The organism is Paucihalobacter ruber (assembly GCF_006494535.1).
Lineage (GTDB): Bacteria > Bacteroidota > Bacteroidia > Flavobacteriales > Flavobacteriaceae > Paucihalobacter > Paucihalobacter ruber.
Window position 1 is genome coordinate 252,948 of record NZ_VHIQ01000007.1, and the last position, 17,052, is coordinate 269,999.

The following is a 17,052-nucleotide window of genomic DNA, read 5'->3' on the forward strand; positions in this document are numbered from 1 at the left end:
TTTTGTCTTAGTACAGCATGTATTCGAATCGAAATTATGAATGAAAGTATACGCTTATCAATAGAAAACAATATAGCTTACATCAGGTTAAATCGCCCTGAGGTTTTCAATAGTTTCAATCGCGAAATGGCCTTAAGGCTGCAACAAGTCCTTAAGGACTGCGAAACCAATTCCGAAGTAAGAGCTTTGGTTCTTACCGGAAATGGCAAAGCCTTCTGTGCCGGTCAGGATTTAAAGGAAGTGACTTCACCCGAGTTAAATCCGGGATTCAAAAAAATATTAGATGAACATTATAATCCTATTATTTCCTTAATTCGAACTATTAAAAAGCCAATTATTGCGGCCGTTAACGGCGTTGCTGCAGGAGCAGGAGCCAATATTGCTTTAGCCTGTGACATTGTGTTGGCGCATGAAAAAGTTAGTTTTATTCAGGCATTTAGTTTAATTGGTTTGATACCCGATAGTGGAGGAACTTTCTTTTTGCCACGGCTCATCGGATTTCAAAAAGCTTCGGCATTAGCTATGTTAGGCGATAAGGTGTCAGCTCAAGAAGCAGAAAAACTAGGAATGATATATAAAGTGCTTCCTTTAGAAAATTTTGAAGATGAAGTAAGTCAAGTAGCCTTAAGGCTGGCTCAAATGCCAACACTTGCTTTGGGCAAAATTAAGGAAGCCTTCAACCAATCGCTAACCAATAATCTAGAAGAACAATTATCTTTAGAATCAAAATTACAAATAGAAGCAGCCCAAACAAATGATTATGCCGAAGGTGTTTCGGCATTTATAGAAAAAAGAAAACCTGATTTCAAGGGAGCTTAATTTTTGATTAGTTATTATGAATCAACAAGTTCTTATCCAAGCCCACCAAAGAATACAACCATTTATACACAATACACCAGTGCTAACTTCAAGATTACTAGATGAAATAGCCGGTGCACATGTGTATTTCAAATGCGAAAACTTTCAAAAGATGGGTGCTTTTAAAATGCGCGGTGCTTCTAATGCTATTTTATCGTTGACGCAGGAGGAACGGCAAAAAGGCGTTGTCACACATTCATCAGGCAATTTTGCGCAAGCCGTTGCATTAGCGGCCAATCAACTTGGCGTTAAATCATATATCGTAATGCCTAAAAATGCGCCACAGGTAAAGAAAGATGCGGTACGCGCCTATGGCGGAGAAATTATTGAAAGTGAATCCACTCCCATTGACAGAGAAGAAATGGCTGATAAAATCAGGATTGAAACCGGCGCTACTTTTTTGCACCCGTCCAATCAGGATGAAGTAATTTATGGCAATGCAACAGCTGCAATGGAATTATTGCAGGAACATCCCGATTTAGATTATTTAATGGCTCCTGTTGGTGGTGGCGGACTCATTGCAGGAACGGCCTTAGCTGCTCATTACTTTGGTAATAATTGTAAGGTGATAGGAGGAGAGCCTTCGCAAGCCGACGATGCATTCAGATCTTTGCAATCGGGTAAAATTGAATTCAATGATTCGGTCAATACAGTGGCTGACGGGTTACGCACCAATTTAGGCGATAGGAATTTCCCCATCATTCAGCAACACGTCGAAAGAATTATTTTGGTAGATGAGGATGAGATCATTCAAGCCATGAAATTAATCTGGGAACGACTCAAAATAATTATAGAGCCGTCATGTGCTGTCCCATTTGCTGCGTTAATTAAGGAAAGAGATAATTTTAAAAATAAAAATATTGGTATTATCTTATCGGGCGGAAACGTTGATGTGAAAAATTTACCATTTTAATCCAAACATATGAATGTAGGAATCATAGGCGCCGGAACTATGGGAAGCGGTATCGCTCAAGTGGCGGCCACAGCTCATTGTAAAGTAAAATTGTACGATACCAATCGTGAAGCACTGAACAAAGCAGAGGCAAGTTTAAATAAAATTCTACTCAGATTAATAGAGAAAGGCCACATCGATTCAGATGAGAAAAATAGAATTCAAAACAATATTAGTTATGTAGATAACCTAAAAAATCTGGCAAATTCAAATCTAGTTATTGAAGCTATTATTGAAAATCTCGATACCAAAAAGAAGGTATTTTCTGAGTTGGAAACATATGTTGATGCACACTGCATTATGGCATCAAATACTTCAAGCTTGTCCATCGCTTCTATTGCAGCTGCCCTAGAAAAGCCTGAAAGATTCATCGGAATTCACTTTTTTAATCCGGCACCTCTAATGCCGTTGGTTGAGATTGTACCAGCGGTTCAAACTTCAGCAGAAATCAAAAATCAGACAATTCAAATTATTAAAGATTGGAAAAAAACTGTTGTTGTAGTTAAAGATACGCCCGGTTTTATTGTGAATCGCGTTGCACGCCCCTTTTATGGCGAAGCGCTTCGTGTGTATGAAGAAGGCATCGCATCTTTTGCTCAAATAGACAGCGCCATGAAAGTAATAGGTGGTTTTAAAATGGGGCCTTTCGAGCTTATGGATTTTATTGGCAACGATGTAAATTACACGGTAACCGAATCTGTTTTCACGGCTTTCTATTACGATCCCAGATATAAACCTTCGTTCACCCAAAAGCGTTATGCGGAAGCAGGATACTTAGGTCGCAAAACGGGAAAAGGTTATTACAATTACAATGAAAATGGTTCGACTGTCATTCAGAGCAAAAGCGAAGAATCTTCTGATAAAGAATTGGCACAAAAAATCTTCGAACGCATTTTAGTCATGCTCATCAATGAAGCCGCTGACGCCTTATTTTTGAATATTGCTTCAGCTGAGGACATTGACAACGCCATGACCAAAGGGGTTAATTATCCTAAAGGTCTACTTGCTTGGGCAAACGAAAAGGGAATCAATTGGTGTGTTGAAAAAATGGATTCGCTATATGATGAATATCGGGAAGATCGCTATCGTTGCAGTCCGATATTGAGACGAATGGGGCAAAGCGGTGAGTCTTTTAGTTTTTGAGTTTGTGAGTTAATGCGTGTTTGTCAATTGAAAACTTTTAATTAAATGGAAAAAAAATATCATTTTAAGTTTGAAGATTTGATAATGTATCAAAAGGCATTAGATTTTGGTGATTACGTTTTTGAACAAATAAAGAGCTTTCCGAAGGAAGAAACCTACCGGCTTTCCTCTCAGTTTATCAGAGCGGCTGATGCTATTGCTTTGAATATTGCCGAAGGTTCATCAAGTACAAAACTCAACTTTAATAGATACTTACAAATTGCTTGGGATAGTGCACATGAATGTGTGGTTTGCAGCACAAAGGCTTTGAGACGTGGTTTTATAGATAAGCAGACTGACGAAAAGAATCGTGAGCTAGTAACAGAGTTATCAAAAATGATTACTTCTTATAAAAACTATATAAAATCCAACAAATGATTTTAATTATATTACACAATGGCGAACAACTCAAATACTCAAAAACTCATAGGCTCAAGAACTATCCCGTCTAAAATGTTATCCCTCGACCCATTCAGTCAATGGCTCGGCATTGAAATATTGGCGTGTGAAATTGGTGCATGTAAGTTGGGAATGACTGTTAGAAAAGACATGCTTAACAGCATGGGTAAGGCTCATGGAGGTATTACTTACGCTTTAGCTGATACAGCTTTCGGATTTACCGCCAATACACATGGTAAATATGCCGTTTCTATAGAAACAAGTATTAATCATATAGAAGCTGTTAACGAAGGCGACTATTTAATTGCTGAGTCTGTTATTGAAAAAGTGAACAACAAACTTGGTTTTAATGTAGTCGAGGTTAAAAGAGGCAACGAGCTTGTGGCTTTGTTTAAAGGAGTGGTTTACAGAACTCAAAAAGATTGGTAACAATTCCTGCGAAAGCAGGAATCTCAATATTAAAAACTTACTTAAACAATTAAAATATGAAATGGCAAGGCAGAAGAAAAAGTGGTAACCTCGAAGATCGTCGCGGTACAAGCACCAAAGGCAAGGTGGTTGCCGGTGGTGGCTTAATAGCTGTTGTAATAATTTTATTACAACTATTTGGTGGTGAAACAGGACAAACTATTGCTCCGATTCTGGAGCAAATCAATCAGCAGCAAACACAATCGGTTCAATCTGAAAGTAGACAACTTACACCAGATGAAATTGAAATAGGTGATTTTGTAGGAACAGTACTTGCAGATACCGAAGATGTTTGGCATGGTATATTCACACAAAACAATCTTGGAACTTATCAAGAACCTAAAATGATATTATTCACTCAACAGGTTACTTCGTCTTGTGGTACGGCTTCGTCTGCAATGGGTCCTTTTTACTGTCCGGCCGATCAAAAAGTATATATGGATTTAGCTTTTTTTAATGAATTGCATCATAGGTTTGGAGCCAAAAAGGGTGATTTTGCAATTGCCTATGTCACCGCGCACGAAATTGGTCATCATGTGCAAACCTTATTAGGAACATCACAAAAAGTCAGGCAGTTGCAAAGAAGTGTATCGAAAGCCGAAGGCAATAAATTATCAGTTGCACTGGAGCTACAAGCCGATTTTTATGCAGGTCTTTGGGCACATTACAATAAGAAATACCTCGAGGAAGGCGATATAGAAGAAGCTTTAAGTGCGGCTCAGGCCGTAGGCGACGATACCATTCAAAAACGAATGCAAGGTTATGTGGTGCCTGATTCGTTTACACACGGTACTTCACAGCAGCGAATGGAATGGTTTTTAAAAGGTTATCAAACGGGTGATATGAGAAATCACGACACCTTTGCAGCATTGTTAAACTAACTAGTAATAACTAAAAAAGATACCCATAGTTTGTGGGCGGTAAGATGATATGAGCCAAAGTAATTAAGTTGTTACAAACATAAATCGTAATTGACGAATTACATCGCGCCATTGAAAAACAATAAATATAAACAGATGAAAGAAGCATATATTATAGACGGTATCAGAACACCAATTGGCAATTATCAAGGTAGTCTGTCTGCAGTAAGAACAGACGATCTGGCTGCTTTGGTTATCAAAGAAATTGTAAAAAGAAATCCACAAATTCCTAAAGAAGTTTACAGCGACGTTATTTTGGGATGTGCCAATCAGGCAGGTGAAGACAATCGAAATATAGCGAGAATGGCTTTACTTCTGGCGGGATTACCCTATACAGTTCCGGGTGAAACGGTTAACAGATTATGCAGTTCGGGTTTATCGGCTATTATTCACGCCAGTCGCGCCATTAAAGCTGGCGACGGCGATGTATTTATTGCCGGCGGTGTTGAGCACATGACGCGCGGACCCTATGTAATTTCTAAACCTTCAGCTGCCTATGGAACCGATTCTAAAATGTACGATTCTAGTTTTGGTTGGCGATTTGTTAATCCGAAAATGCATGAGATGAATGGCACAGACGGAATGGGAAACACTGCTGAAAATTTAGTTGAAAAATATAACATCACTCGCGAAGATCAAGATAAATTTGCTTACTGGAGCCAAATGAAAGCCGCTAAGGCACAAGTCAATGGCCGATTGGCATTGGAAATTATTCCGGTAGAAATTCCGCAAAGAAAAGCAGACCCAATTATAGTTTCTAAGGACGAATTTATAAAACCGGCAACCACTTTAGAGGTTTTAGGAAAGCTTCGTCCGGCTTTCAAAAAAGAAGGCGGTAGTGTTACCGCCGGAAATTCATCAGGATTAAATGACGGTGCGGCTGCAACCATCATCGCCTCAGAAGATGCCGTGAAACAATACAACTTAAAACCGCTTGCTAGAATTGTAAGTTCTGCTGTGGTTGGCGTAGAACCCAGAATTATGGGTATTGGTCCTGTGGAAGCTTCCAACAAAGCACTTGAAAAAGCAGGATTAAGCATGAACGATATGGATATTATAGAGTTAAACGAGGCCTTTGCAGCTCAGGCACTGGCTTGTACACGTGCATTGGGCTTGGCTGATGACGACATTCGATTGAATCCCAACGGTGGCGCGATAGCCATTGGTCATCCACTGGGTGTAACCGGTGCAAGAATTGCCTATTCCGCCGCTTTAGAATTACATCAACAAAACAAAAAATACGCACTTGTTACAATGTGTATTGGCGTTGGTCAGGGTTATGCAGCTATCATTGAAAAAATGTGATAAATATTAATTATATTTACAAAAAATAAATATAAAATGGCAACATTTACGTCATCACTTCCACAAGAACTCCTTGATCAGCTTGCAAAAACAGCATCGGAATTAAAAATTCCAAAAAATAAGCTCATTCAGAAAGCGCTGCAGCGTTATTTGATTCAAATTGAAAAGGCACAATTCGCTCAATCTTTTGAACGAGCTGCAAACGATCCCGATATGTTGGAAATAGCCGAAGAAGGAATAGAAGAATGGTTCCAAATACTTGAAGATTTAGAAAAAGAATGAGACAAGGCGAAATATGGAACGTTTACTTTGAACCGGTAAAAGGTAGCGAACAAAGTGGTAATAGGCCGGCAGTGATTATCAGTGGGAACACAATGAATCAAAAATCAAATTTGTTAATAGTTTGTCCGCTAACAACTTCATTGCATTATTTTAAAGAACATCCAATCATAGAGCCTAATGAAGAAAATGGATTAAAAGAAACCTCGGAGATTTTGGTTTTTCAAGTTAGGACATTATCAAAGGAACGTTTCAAAAAAAAACTTGGTACTATCTCAAAAACTAAAATAACCTCAATCCATGATACCTTGTTCAAAATATTAAAATATTAGAAACAATTCGAACCTACATTAAATTACGGTACTGATGCAAAAAATACAACATCACCTTTCCGTGAAAGCGGAAATCTCATCATACAAAGCACCAAGCATATGAAGAAGATTGAACATTACGTAACCGGAAACTGGACTACCGGAAAAGAAGAAGGTACACCCATACACGACGCCATCACAGGCGAAGCTTTTGCTTCAGTAGCCATCGATGGCTTAGATATTCCTGAAATTCTCAACTACGGTAGAACCAAAGGAGGTGAAACTCTAAGGAAAATGACCTTTCAAGAACGCGGCAACATGCTTAAAAAACTGGCGCTTTACCTTACTAAAAGGAAAGAACAGTTTTATGAACTAAGTTATCGTACCGGAGCAACCAGAGTTGATAGTTGGATAGATATTGAAGGTGGTTTCGGTAATTTATTTGCCAATGCATCTTTAAGAAAATTATTCCCAAATCAGCCTTTTCACGTGGAAGGTGATCCTATAGATTTATCACGAGGCGGTCGCTTCATGGCGCATCATATCATGGTGCCTAAAAAAGGAGTTGCTGTTCATATCAACGCCTTTAACTTTCCGGTATGGGGTATGTTAGAGAAATGTGCCGTTAACTGGATGGCTGGCGTTCCCGCAGTGGTTTTGCCGGCTCCATCATCGTCGTATTTAGCTGAAGCAGTTGCAAAAGAAATCATTGCCTCAGGAATTTTACCCGAAGGAGCATTGCAAATAATCAATGGTACTATCAAAAACATTCTCGATACCGTAGAATCTCAAGATGTAGTGACATTTACAGGTTCGGCAGCAACGGGCAGATTATTAAAAGCTCACCCGCGTTTAATTCAAGAATCTGTACCATTTACAATGGAAGCCGATTCGTTAAATGCATCAATTTTAGGTGGAGACGCTATTCCGGGAACACCAGAATTCGACTTATTTATTAAAGAAGTTAGAAAAGAAATGACTGTGAAAGCCGGTCAAAAATGCACAGCCATTAGAAGAATCATTGTCCCTGAAAACTTGATAGAAGATGTTCAAATTGCTTTAGGAAAAGAATTGGATAAAATCACTATTGGAGACCCAAGACTGAAAGAAGTGCGCATGGGTTCTCTGGTAAGTCGTCAGCAAGTTAGTGCCGTTAAAGATTCGGTTAAAGATTTGGCCAAAGAAGCGCAAATTGTTTATGGCAATTTAGATACTATAGAAACTATTGGAGCAGATTCAGAAAAGGGCGCTTTTATAAGTCCGATTGTCTTAAGAGCAGATCATCCATTTAAGAACACAATAATTCATGAGCGTGAGGCTTTCGGTCCTGTAAGTACTATCATGCCTTATAAAACTTTAGATGAAGCCATTACCTTGGCGCAAATGGGTAAAGGCTCCTTGGTGTCCTCCATTGCAACATATAATGATGATATTGCTCGTGAATACGTTATTAATGCCGCCAGTCATCATGGCAGAATATTAGTACTTAATCGCGAAAGTGCCAAAGAGAGTACCGGACATGGCTCACCATTGCCTTATCTGGTTCACGGTGGTCCGGGTCGCGCCGGCGGTGGTGAAGAAATGGGTGGTGTTCGCGGTATCAAACATTATTTGCAACGTACCGCCATTCAAGGTTCGCCAACAACCATCACGGAAATAACAGGTATCTTCCAGCAAAATGCCAAATACAAAGAAGCAGATCAACATCCGTTTAAATATCACTGGGAAGACATACAAACAGGGATGTCTATGAAAACCCATAACAGGACGATTACAGATTCAGACATTATTAACTTTTCAAATTTAACTTGGGACCATTTTTATGCCCATACCGATATCACATCGCTCGATGGCAGCATTTTTGAAAAACGAACTGCTCATGGTTACTTTATTATTTCGGCAGCTGCTGGATTGTTTGTGTATCCGAATAAAGGTCCGGTGGCCGCTAATTACGGTTTAGAAGAATGTCGTTTCCTTCGTCCGTTATACCACAACGATACCATTTATGTACGTTTAACCTGTAAGCAAAAAATAGACAGAGATGTGGCTTCTGCCGAACATCCAAGCGGAATTGTAAAATGGTATGCTGAAATTTTTGACGCTACTAACGACGAAAAAGTGGCCTTTGCAACGGTATTAACCATGGTGCAAAAAAAGCAGGAGACTTTTGTTGAAATGACCAATCAGAAAATAGACGAATGTTTGCCCAAGCTTTCGGAAGCGTCTAAACCTAAATGGGGTATCATGACCGCGCAACATATGATTGAGCATTTAGAATATACTTACAAAATTGCCTCCGGTGAGATTCAGAATTTTGAAATTGCCACGCCAGAAAAGATTTTAGAAAAAGTTCATGCCAGTCTATACAACTACGAAAAGTTTCCTAAAAACACCAACTTTCCGCAGTTAGAAAAGGATACATTAGCACCATTGCATCACCCTGATTTGGAAACTGCTGTTGAAAACTTCAAATTACAGAGAGAAAAATATCTCAATTTTTTCAAGGAAAATCCGGATGTAAAATTAAAAAATATGGTCTTTGGTGAATTGAATAGATACGAATGGTATTTATTGGAGAGAAAGCATTTGAATCATCATTTTGAGCAGTTTAATTTGTTGTAGTTTTTTGGTCACTGCGCACTTGTTGCGCAGTCGCTTCAAACAGTGCCTATGTCAAAAAAGTATTATACTTACATTTTAACACATGAAAAAAATCATATTTTCTACGTAGGTGTAACAAATAATATTAAGAGACGAATGAGCGAGCATAAGAGGGCAACTTTTGGAACACATGTAGGTCGATACAATATCAAGAAGTTAGTTTATTTTGAAGAATATAGTGATGTTAGGATAGCAATTCAAAGGGAAAAGACAATTAAAAAATGGAAAAAACAGTGGAAAATAAATATTATTACTGAAGGTAATCCTGAATGGGTAGACCTTAGTGCCAAATGGGATTTATCAAATTATACCAAAACAAAAAATTAACCGAATGCGCAACAGGTGCGCATTGACATACCAGTAAACATGAACGAACCATACGTAAAAAAACAAATTAAAGGACATGTTGGAACCATTGAGTTCTTTCATCCTTCTCATAATTCCTTGCCGTCGGTTCTTTTAACCGAACTGGCAAGAACAATTACCGCAATGGGCGAGGATACCAACGTTAAAGTCATTATACTTAAAAGTGGTGGTGACCGAACCTTTTGTGCCGGCGCCAGCTTTAACGAGCTCATAGAGATTGAAGATGAAGAAACCGGAAAAACCTTTTTCTCCGGATTTGCCAACGTTATTAATGCCATGCGCAAATGTCCGAAGTTTATAATCGGCAGGGTTCAGGGCAAAACTGTTGGTGGTGGTGTTGGTTTGGCTTCGGCAACAGACTATTGTATGGCCACCAAATATGCATCAATCAAACTAAGCGAGCTCAATGTTGGTATTGGCCCGTTTGTGGTTGGTCCTGCGGTACAGCGCAAACTTGGCTTAAGTGGGATGTCGCAAATCGCTATGAACGCAGATGAATTTTTTTCGGCAGAATGGGCCTTACAAAAAGGACTTTTCACAGAATTGTTTGATACCACCGAGGCCTTAGATGAAGCCGTAGAAAGCTTTTCTAAAAAATTATGCACTTACAACCCAAAAGCCATGACCGAAATGAAAACTATGTTTTGGCGAGGTACAGAAGATTGGGATCAGTTGTTAATGCAGCGGGCCAAGATAAGCGGAAGGTTAGTGTTAAGCGATTTCACAAAGGAGAAGTTGAAAACTTATAAAAATAGCTAGTCATTCCGAACGAAGTGAAGGAATCTCTTGCAAAGATTGCCGCGTCCTTCGTCCTCGCAATGATAAACGTAATCATATGATATACTCATTCAAAGGCTACACACCGGTTATCCACGAAAGTAGTTTTGTGCATCCGCTCGCAGCTATTACAGGCAATGTTATCATTGGTAAAAACTGTTATATTGGTCCGGGAGCGGCTATTCGAGGTGATTGGGGACAGATTATTTTGGAAGATGGTGTGAACGTGCAGGAAAATTGTACCGTGCACATGTTTCCCGGAAAAAGTATCGTGTTAAAGGAAAGTGCCCATGTAGGTCACGGTGCTATTATTCATGGTGCCAATTTGGGCAGGAATTGTTTAATAGGAATGAACTCAGTCATAATGGACGATGCCCAAATTGGTGACGAAAGCATTATTGGTGCCATGTGTTTTGTACCGGCAGAAATGAATATCCCGCCAAGGAGTTTAGTAGTTGGTAATCCCGCAAAAATAATTAAGCAGGTAAGCGATGAGATGATTGCCTGGAAGACCAAAGGTACCCAATTATACCAGCAATTACCTAAGGAATGTCATGACACGTTAAAGGCTGTTGAACCCCTTAGAGAAGTGCCCAGTCAAATGAAAGTACAAGATGATGTATACAAAACCTTGCGCGAAACTTTTAAAAAGTGATTGTTAAAGTACGCTGCTCAAATCAATTTCGTTGGTTTCCTTTCCTGTAGATAAGGTAATAAGACTTTGAACATTTCCCAGGTAGGGTAGTAGTGTGAGTTTGGTAATAATGAAGGTTTCGTAAGCTTCAATATCTTCTACCACCAATTTTAGCAGATAATCAAAATTGCCGCTCACCCGGTGGCATTCTACAACTTCAGGAAAATTATTAATTTCCTTCACAAATTTTTCGAGATAACTTCTGGTATGACCCTGTAAGGTAATGCCAATAAAAACTGTTAGTTTCAGGCCTATTTTCTTGTTGTCTAAAACTGCTACGTATTTTTTGATATAGCCTTCTTTTTCTAATTTCTTAATACGTTCAAAAATAGGCGATGTACTCATGTCTAATTGAGCGGCGATGCTTTTGGTGGTACGGTTACTGTCTTTTTGCAGCATTTTCAATATCTCAATGTCTATTTTGTCTAAATGGTATGCCATCGAAAATTATTTCTTTAAATCATATTTTTTCAAATATAAAAAGAATAAAAAACTTTAAAATATATTTAATAAAGAATAATATCCTTTTAAAATTTATTTTGTACGATTTTAACAAATGTAGAATTAAAGATGTAGTACTTTTAATCTTGTTTAAAAATTGAATTGTCAAGAAATGAACCAAGATAAGAGATTCCCGCTGTTGTGGGAATTTAAAATGCCCAAAATGGGCGAAAGTATCACTGAAGGAACCATCATTAATTGGCTCTTCTCTGAAGGTGACAGTTTTAATGAAGGTGATATTTTATTAGAAGTAGCCACAGACAAGGTGGATAATGAAGTGCCGGCGCCGGCATCGGGTGTTTTGAAGGAAATTCGGTTTAAAGCGAAAGACATAGTGCCGGTTGGCGAAGTCATTGCTATTCTTGAAATTTCAAATGAAGATACTGCAGACCAAAACAAGACCGTCATTCCTAGCAAAGCGAAGGAGCCTCTTCAAGAAAAGCAAAATACTTCAAAAAAAATAATTCAACCTCCAACTGTAACAACCGTTGCCTCCGATAGGGCTGAAGGCGCATTTTTTTCACCGCTAATACTATCCATAGCCAAACAACAACATATTAGCTTTGAAGAGCTGGCGCGCATTCCCGCTACCGGTAAAGATGGTCGTTTGAGAAAAAGTGATGTCTTTCAATATATCAGCGACGGAAGACCATATCAATTTGCGCAAACAGTGGTGCAAGACCCAACAGCATACCGAATTCCACAATTAAATCTAGACAAAGGCACCGGAAAAATCATAGAAATGGACCGAATGCGCCAGATGATTGCCGATCATATGGTGTATAGCAAGCATACGTCGCCGCACGTTACGGCCTACGTTGAAGCAGATTTAACCAATATGGTGCAGTGGCGTAACGACCATAAAGAGGCATTTCAAAAAAAGTATAGTGAGAAATTAACATTTACACCACTTTTTATTGAAGCAGTGGCGAAGGCCATCAAAGATTTTCCAAATATCAATGCCTCGGTTGATGGCAACAAAATAATAGTGAAGCCTGATATTAATATTGGAATGGCAACGGCTTTACCTAGCGGTAATTTAATTGTGCCAGTTGTAAAAAACGCGGACGAAAAGGATTTAAAAACTTTAGCCACAGATGTTAATTTGCTAGTAGAAAAATCAAGAAACAACAAATTAAATTCCGATGATATCAAAGGCAGCACTTTTACTATTTCGAATGTTGGTACCTTCGGAAGCGTGATGGGAACGCCTATTATCAACCAGCCAGAAGTTGCCATTTTAGCCTTAGGAATTATCAAAAAACGAGCTGAGGTTATCGAAACTACTGTCGGCGATGAAATTGCCATTAGAAGTATGATGTATCTGTCTCTGTCTTTTGATCATCGGGTGGTTGACGGCTATCTAGGCGGTAGTTTTTTAAGACGCGTAGCCGATTATCTGGAGCAGTTTGATATAAACAGAGAAATTTAAAAATAATATAATTCTCTTATTGTCCCCTTGAGGGGACTTTAGGGGTGTAAATAGATTAAAAATGAACAATGATATTTCAATTAATCAGGTAAAATATTCAAAAGTAAATCAACTCGATTTTAACAACATTCCCTTAGGTAAAACCTTTACAGACCACATGTTTGTTTGCGATTACGAAAATGGTGAATGGGTAAACCCAAGAATTGAGCCGCTTCAGCCCATTGCCACCCATCCGGCCGCCATGGCTTTGCATTACGGCCAGGCCATTTTTGAAGGAATGAAAGCCTATTTAGACCCCGATGGTGTTCCAATGCTTTTTAGACCCGAAAAGAATGCACAGAGAATTAACGAAAGTGCAGACCGAATGGGAATGCCTGCCTTTCCGGAGGAATTGTTCCTTGAAGGTTTAAAACAGTATGTGGCTGTTGAGAAAAACTGGATTCCGCCGCAAGAAGGGAGCGCACTCTATTTACGCCCGTTTATGTATGCCGATGAAGCATTTATCGGGATGCGTGCAGCAACGCATTACAAGTTTGTAATCATTGCATCGCCATCGGGACCTTTGTATAACAAACGCATTAAATTATGGGCAGAAAAACAATACATCAGGGCTGCGCAAGGCGGTACCGGTGAAGCCAAAGCTGCCGGAAATTACGCAGCGGCTATCAGACCAACTGAAATTGCGAAATCAAAAGGTTATGATCAGGTCTTGTGGTTAGATGCCGCCGAGCACCAATACATTCAAGAGGTTGGCACCATGAATATTTTTTTCAGAGTAAATGATGAATTCATCACACCTAAATTAGATGGCTCGGTTTTAAAAGGTGTGACGCGCGATAGCGTGATGAAATTATTACAGCACTTGGGTTATAAAGTCACAGAAAAATTAATTTCATTAAATGAAATAAAGGAAGCATCTAACAATGGTTCCTTGAAAGAAGCCTTTGGAACAGGAACTGCGGTGGGTATAGCTTACATCGAAGAAATTGGAAGCGATGAAGATACCATTTTTGTTTCCGAGGAAAGTCCGGTGGCTGAAAAAATTAATGATTTGCTCAACCAAATTAAAACAGGTAAAGTTGAAGACCCGTTCAACTGGATGGTAAAAGCTGAAATTGTTACAGCATCATGAATAAAGAAATTTTAAAAAAAGGATTTGAATTGATGAGTACGGCCAAATCTATGGCTGAACTTTACGAAGAAAATTTTAAACTCGTTTCGAAGTATGTGCACGCCACGTCGCGTGGTCATGAGGCCATTCAAATAGCAGCCGGAATGCAATTGTTGCCACAGGATTATGTTTTTCCATATTATCGGGATGATGCCATGATACTGTCCGTAGGTATGCGGCCTTATGATTTAATGCTGCAGCTGTTGGCAAAGAAGGACGACCCCTTTTCGGGTGGACGAACCTACTACTCGCACCCGAGTTTAAGAGATGACGATAAACCCAAAATTCCGCACCAGTCTTCTGCTACAGGTATGCAGGCCATTCCGGCAACCGGGGCTGCTATGGGCCTAAATTACCGCGAAAGCGGTAATCTCTTCGGGAAAAAAGATGACACTAGTTTATCAAATTTGGAGTCTAATCAATCCTATTACCACGAAAGCGGTAATCTTGTCCTGAAAAGTGCCGAAGGTAATACGTCTATCTCTGATTTTAAAGAACGAGATTCCCGCCTTCGCGGGAATTCGATTGTCCTGTGTTCACTAGGCGACGCCTCAGTTACCGAAGGCGAAATAGCCGAAGCCTTTCAAATGGCAGCATTAAAGCAATTGCCAATATTATATTTAATTCAAGATAACGGTTGGGATATTTCTGCTAATGCCGAAGAAACCAGAGCACAGGATGCCTTTGAATACGCCAAAGGATTTAAAGGATTGGAAGCTATTTCTATTGATGGTGCTAATTTTATTGAATGTTACCAAGCACTTGAAAAAGTAATAAAAACTATTCGCGAAGAGCGGCGACCATTTTTAGTGCACGCAAAAGTACCTTTGTTAAATCACCACACATCTGGTGTGCGTATGGAGTGGTATCGCGATGATTTGGAAGAAGCAAAATCAAAAGATCCTTATCCGGTTTTAAAACAACAACTTCTAGATAACGGATTCACCACAAATGACATCACTCATATTGAAAATTCAGCGAAACAAAATGTACAAACAGATTTCGAAAAAGCATTAAAAGCCGAGGATCCCAAACCAGAAGATTTGTTTACACACGATTTTGCACCAACGCCCATAACAGAAGAGAAAGGCACACGTGCGCCTGAAGGAGCCGAAAAAGTGGTGATGGTTGATTGCGCTTTGTTTGCTATTGAAGAATTAATGCGCAAGCATCCTGAATGTTTATTATACGGTCAGGATGTTGGTGGCAGACTTGGAGGTGTGTTTAGAGAAGCCGCCACTTTAGCCCAAAAATTTGGTGATGCAAGAGTGTTTAATACACCCATCCAAGAAGCCTTTATTGTTGGAAGTACTGTAGGTATGAGCGCGGTGGGTTTAAAACCCATTGTTGAGGTTCAATTTGCCGATTATATTTGGCCGGGACTCAACCAATTATTTACCGAAGTAAGTCGAAGTTGTTATTTAAGTAATGGTAAATGGCCGGTGAGCATGATTCTTCGGGTACCCATTGGTGCTTACGGTAGTGGCGGACCCTATCATTCGTCTTCAGTTGAAAGTATTGTTACCAATATTAGAGGCATTAAAATTGCCTACCCAAGTAACGGAGCCGATTTAAAAGGTTTGATGAAAGCCGCTTATTACGATCCTAATCCGGTAGTAATTTTAGAGCACAAGGGTTTGTATTGGAGTAAGGTGAAAGGTACGCAAGGCGCGACCTCTGTTGAGCCGGCAGAAGATTACGTATTGCCTTTCGGAAAAGCTTGGGTTTTACAGGAAATCTGGCCTCAAGAGGAAGAAGAAACAGCAACCATAGTAACTTACGGAATGGGAGTTCACTGGGCGTACAACGCCACTGGTGAATTGAATCTGAGAAATCAGGTAGAAATTATAGACCTTCGAACACTCTACCCCTTAGACGAAGCAACCATTATGAAGTCGGTTAAAAAAACAGGAAAATGTTTGGTGGTCACCGAAGAACCTTCAAATAATAGCTTTGCACGAGCTCTGGCAGGAAAAATTCAGGAGGAGTGTTTTCAATATATAGATGCACCTGTAATGACCATTGGCAGCGAAAATATGCCGGCCATTCCTCTAAACTCAATACTTGAAGAAACCATGATACCAAGCACCGAAAAAGTAAAACAAAAATTAATTGAATTACTGGCTTATTAGTATTATAAAATAAAAAAAGGTCGAATTATATTCGACCTTTTTTTATAGCATATTTTATTGTTGACCAGGAGGGAACTGTTCTAAAATTTTATTGACGAAGGTATTAATTTCGGCTACTTTTTTATCCACGTCTTTATTAGTAATATTACCGGTACCAGAGCCTTGCCAAATCAATTCTTTTTTGTTGGCATCTATGAGATCAATAAACAGTTGTCCTTCAACCGAGGTAGAAACTGAGTTGCCCCATCCGGGACCCCAGCCCATGCCCCAACCAGGACCCCAGCCGCCCCAGCCCCAGCCGCCCCAGCCCCAACCGCCCATGCCCCAGGCGTTGTTGTAGACATCCACACGTTGGGTAGACTCGGTAAAGATACTTATCAGTAAATCGGGTTCTTCGGATTTGGTAAAGCCTTTGGCTAGCATTTCGGCTTCAATAGCCCTTAAAATACGTCTTTTATCAATATCGCTTATTTTAGCCTGATCAACTCCCGGCTTAAAAAACGCGTAGGTTTTGTATTTGTTGAAATCGGTTGATTTTTCGTAGTCAGCAGCGACTCTTACTGAGGAGCACGAACTAAAAGATATCGCTATAATGAGCAGTGTAAAAAATTTGAGTATTGTTTTCATAGTCGTACAATTTTAAG

General features: G+C 39.5%; 18 protein-coding genes. 16 read left to right on the forward strand and 2 right to left on the reverse strand.

The features are described from left to right. The first annotated feature begins 36 nt into the window (after positions 1–36). The 13 genes from FJ651_RS14365 to FJ651_RS14425 all read left to right on the forward strand — a co-directional run bounded on the left by FJ651_RS14365 (position 37) and on the right by FJ651_RS14425 (position 11,133). A complete protein-coding gene (locus FJ651_RS14365) occupies positions 37–819 on the forward strand; it encodes an enoyl-CoA hydratase-related protein (protein ID WP_140991303.1) in 783 nt (260 codons plus the stop codon). A gap of 16 nt (positions 820–835) precedes the next feature. Continuing rightward, entirely contained in the window at positions 836–1,771 is a 936-nt protein-coding gene (locus FJ651_RS14370; RefSeq protein WP_140991304.1) for a threonine ammonia-lyase, read from the forward strand. A gap of 9 nt (positions 1,772–1,780) precedes the next feature. Next, positions 1,781–2,953: a 3-hydroxyacyl-CoA dehydrogenase NAD-binding domain-containing protein gene (locus FJ651_RS14375; protein WP_140991305.1), complete on the forward strand. Its 1,173-nt coding sequence runs from the start codon at positions 1,781–1,783 to the stop codon at positions 2,951–2,953. 45 nt (positions 2,954–2,998) lie between these two features. Beyond that, entirely contained in the window at positions 2,999–3,370 is a 372-nt protein-coding gene (locus FJ651_RS14380) for a four helix bundle protein (RefSeq protein ID WP_140991306.1), read from the forward strand. Between the two features lie 18 nt (positions 3,371–3,388). After that, positions 3,389–3,820, forward strand: coding sequence for a PaaI family thioesterase (locus FJ651_RS14385; RefSeq protein WP_216746159.1), 432 nt, complete (start codon positions 3,389–3,391; stop codon positions 3,818–3,820). 56 nt (positions 3,821–3,876) lie between these two features. Continuing rightward, positions 3,877–4,740, forward strand: a complete 864-nt coding sequence (gene ypfJ, locus FJ651_RS14390; RefSeq protein WP_140991307.1) for a KPN_02809 family neutral zinc metallopeptidase — start codon at positions 3,877–3,879, stop codon at positions 4,738–4,740. Between the two features lie 135 nt (positions 4,741–4,875). Then, a complete protein-coding gene (gene pcaF, locus FJ651_RS14395; protein WP_140991308.1) occupies positions 4,876–6,084 on the forward strand; it encodes a 3-oxoadipyl-CoA thiolase in 1,209 nt (402 codons plus the stop codon). 36 nt (positions 6,085–6,120) lie between these two features. Beyond that, entirely contained in the window at positions 6,121–6,366 is a 246-nt protein-coding gene (locus tag FJ651_RS14400) for a CopG family transcriptional regulator (RefSeq protein ID WP_140991309.1), read from the forward strand. After that, the gene (locus FJ651_RS14405; protein ID WP_140991310.1) at positions 6,363–6,695 is read left to right on the forward strand and encodes a type II toxin-antitoxin system PemK/MazF family toxin; all 333 of its coding nucleotides are present in this window, start codon (positions 6,363–6,365) and stop codon (positions 6,693–6,695) included. Before FJ651_RS14400 ends, FJ651_RS14405 begins: the two co-directional genes overlap by 4 nt. A 99-nt stretch (positions 6,696–6,794) precedes the next feature. Then, complete coding sequence (gene paaZ / locus FJ651_RS14410; RefSeq protein ID WP_140991311.1) at positions 6,795–9,296, forward strand: phenylacetic acid degradation bifunctional protein PaaZ; 2,502 nt, start codon at positions 6,795–6,797, stop codon at positions 9,294–9,296. 48 nt (positions 9,297–9,344) lie between these two features. Further along, a complete protein-coding gene (locus FJ651_RS14415; RefSeq protein ID WP_140991312.1) occupies positions 9,345–9,662 on the forward strand; it encodes a GIY-YIG nuclease family protein in 318 nt (105 codons plus the stop codon). Between the two features lie 39 nt (positions 9,663–9,701). After that, positions 9,702–10,460, forward strand: coding sequence for an enoyl-CoA hydratase/isomerase family protein (locus tag FJ651_RS14420; protein WP_140991313.1), 759 nt, complete (start codon positions 9,702–9,704; stop codon positions 10,458–10,460). Between the two features lie 76 nt (positions 10,461–10,536). Then, positions 10,537–11,133 carry an acyltransferase gene (locus tag FJ651_RS14425; protein WP_140991314.1) on the forward strand — a complete coding sequence of 199 codons (597 nt, stop codon included), beginning with the start codon at positions 10,537–10,539 and terminating at the stop codon, positions 11,131–11,133. A gap of 3 nt (positions 11,134–11,136) precedes the next feature. Here FJ651_RS14425 and FJ651_RS14430 read toward each other — a convergent pair whose 3' ends face one another. Further along, positions 11,137–11,613, reverse strand: coding sequence for an Lrp/AsnC family transcriptional regulator (locus tag FJ651_RS14430; protein WP_140991315.1), 477 nt, complete (start codon positions 11,611–11,613; stop codon positions 11,137–11,139). Positions 11,614–11,785: 172 nt separating this feature from the next. On the opposite strand from FJ651_RS14430, the gene FJ651_RS14435 reads away from it, so the two are divergent. The 3 genes from FJ651_RS14435 (at position 11,786) to FJ651_RS14445 (ending at position 16,408) form a co-directional block, all read left to right on the forward strand. After that, on the forward strand, positions 11,786–13,105 hold the full coding sequence (locus FJ651_RS14435; protein WP_140991316.1) for a dihydrolipoamide acetyltransferase family protein: 1,320 nt from the start codon (positions 11,786–11,788) through the stop codon (positions 13,103–13,105). Positions 13,106–13,166: 61 nt separating this feature from the next. Then, positions 13,167–14,237 carry a branched-chain amino acid aminotransferase gene (locus tag FJ651_RS14440; protein ID WP_140991317.1) on the forward strand — a complete coding sequence of 357 codons (1,071 nt, stop codon included), beginning with the start codon at positions 13,167–13,169 and terminating at the stop codon, positions 14,235–14,237. Continuing rightward, on the forward strand, positions 14,234–16,408 hold the full coding sequence (locus FJ651_RS14445) for an alpha-ketoacid dehydrogenase subunit alpha/beta (protein ID WP_140991318.1): 2,175 nt from the start codon (positions 14,234–14,236) through the stop codon (positions 16,406–16,408). Before FJ651_RS14440 ends, FJ651_RS14445 begins: the two co-directional genes overlap by 4 nt. A 54-nt stretch (positions 16,409–16,462) precedes the next feature. Here the strand turns inward: FJ651_RS14445 and FJ651_RS14450 are convergent, their stop codons facing one another. Then, positions 16,463–17,035, reverse strand: a complete 573-nt coding sequence (locus FJ651_RS14450; protein WP_140991319.1) for a DUF4136 domain-containing protein — start codon at positions 17,033–17,035, stop codon at positions 16,463–16,465. Between the last annotated feature and the right edge of the window lie 17 nt (positions 17,036–17,052).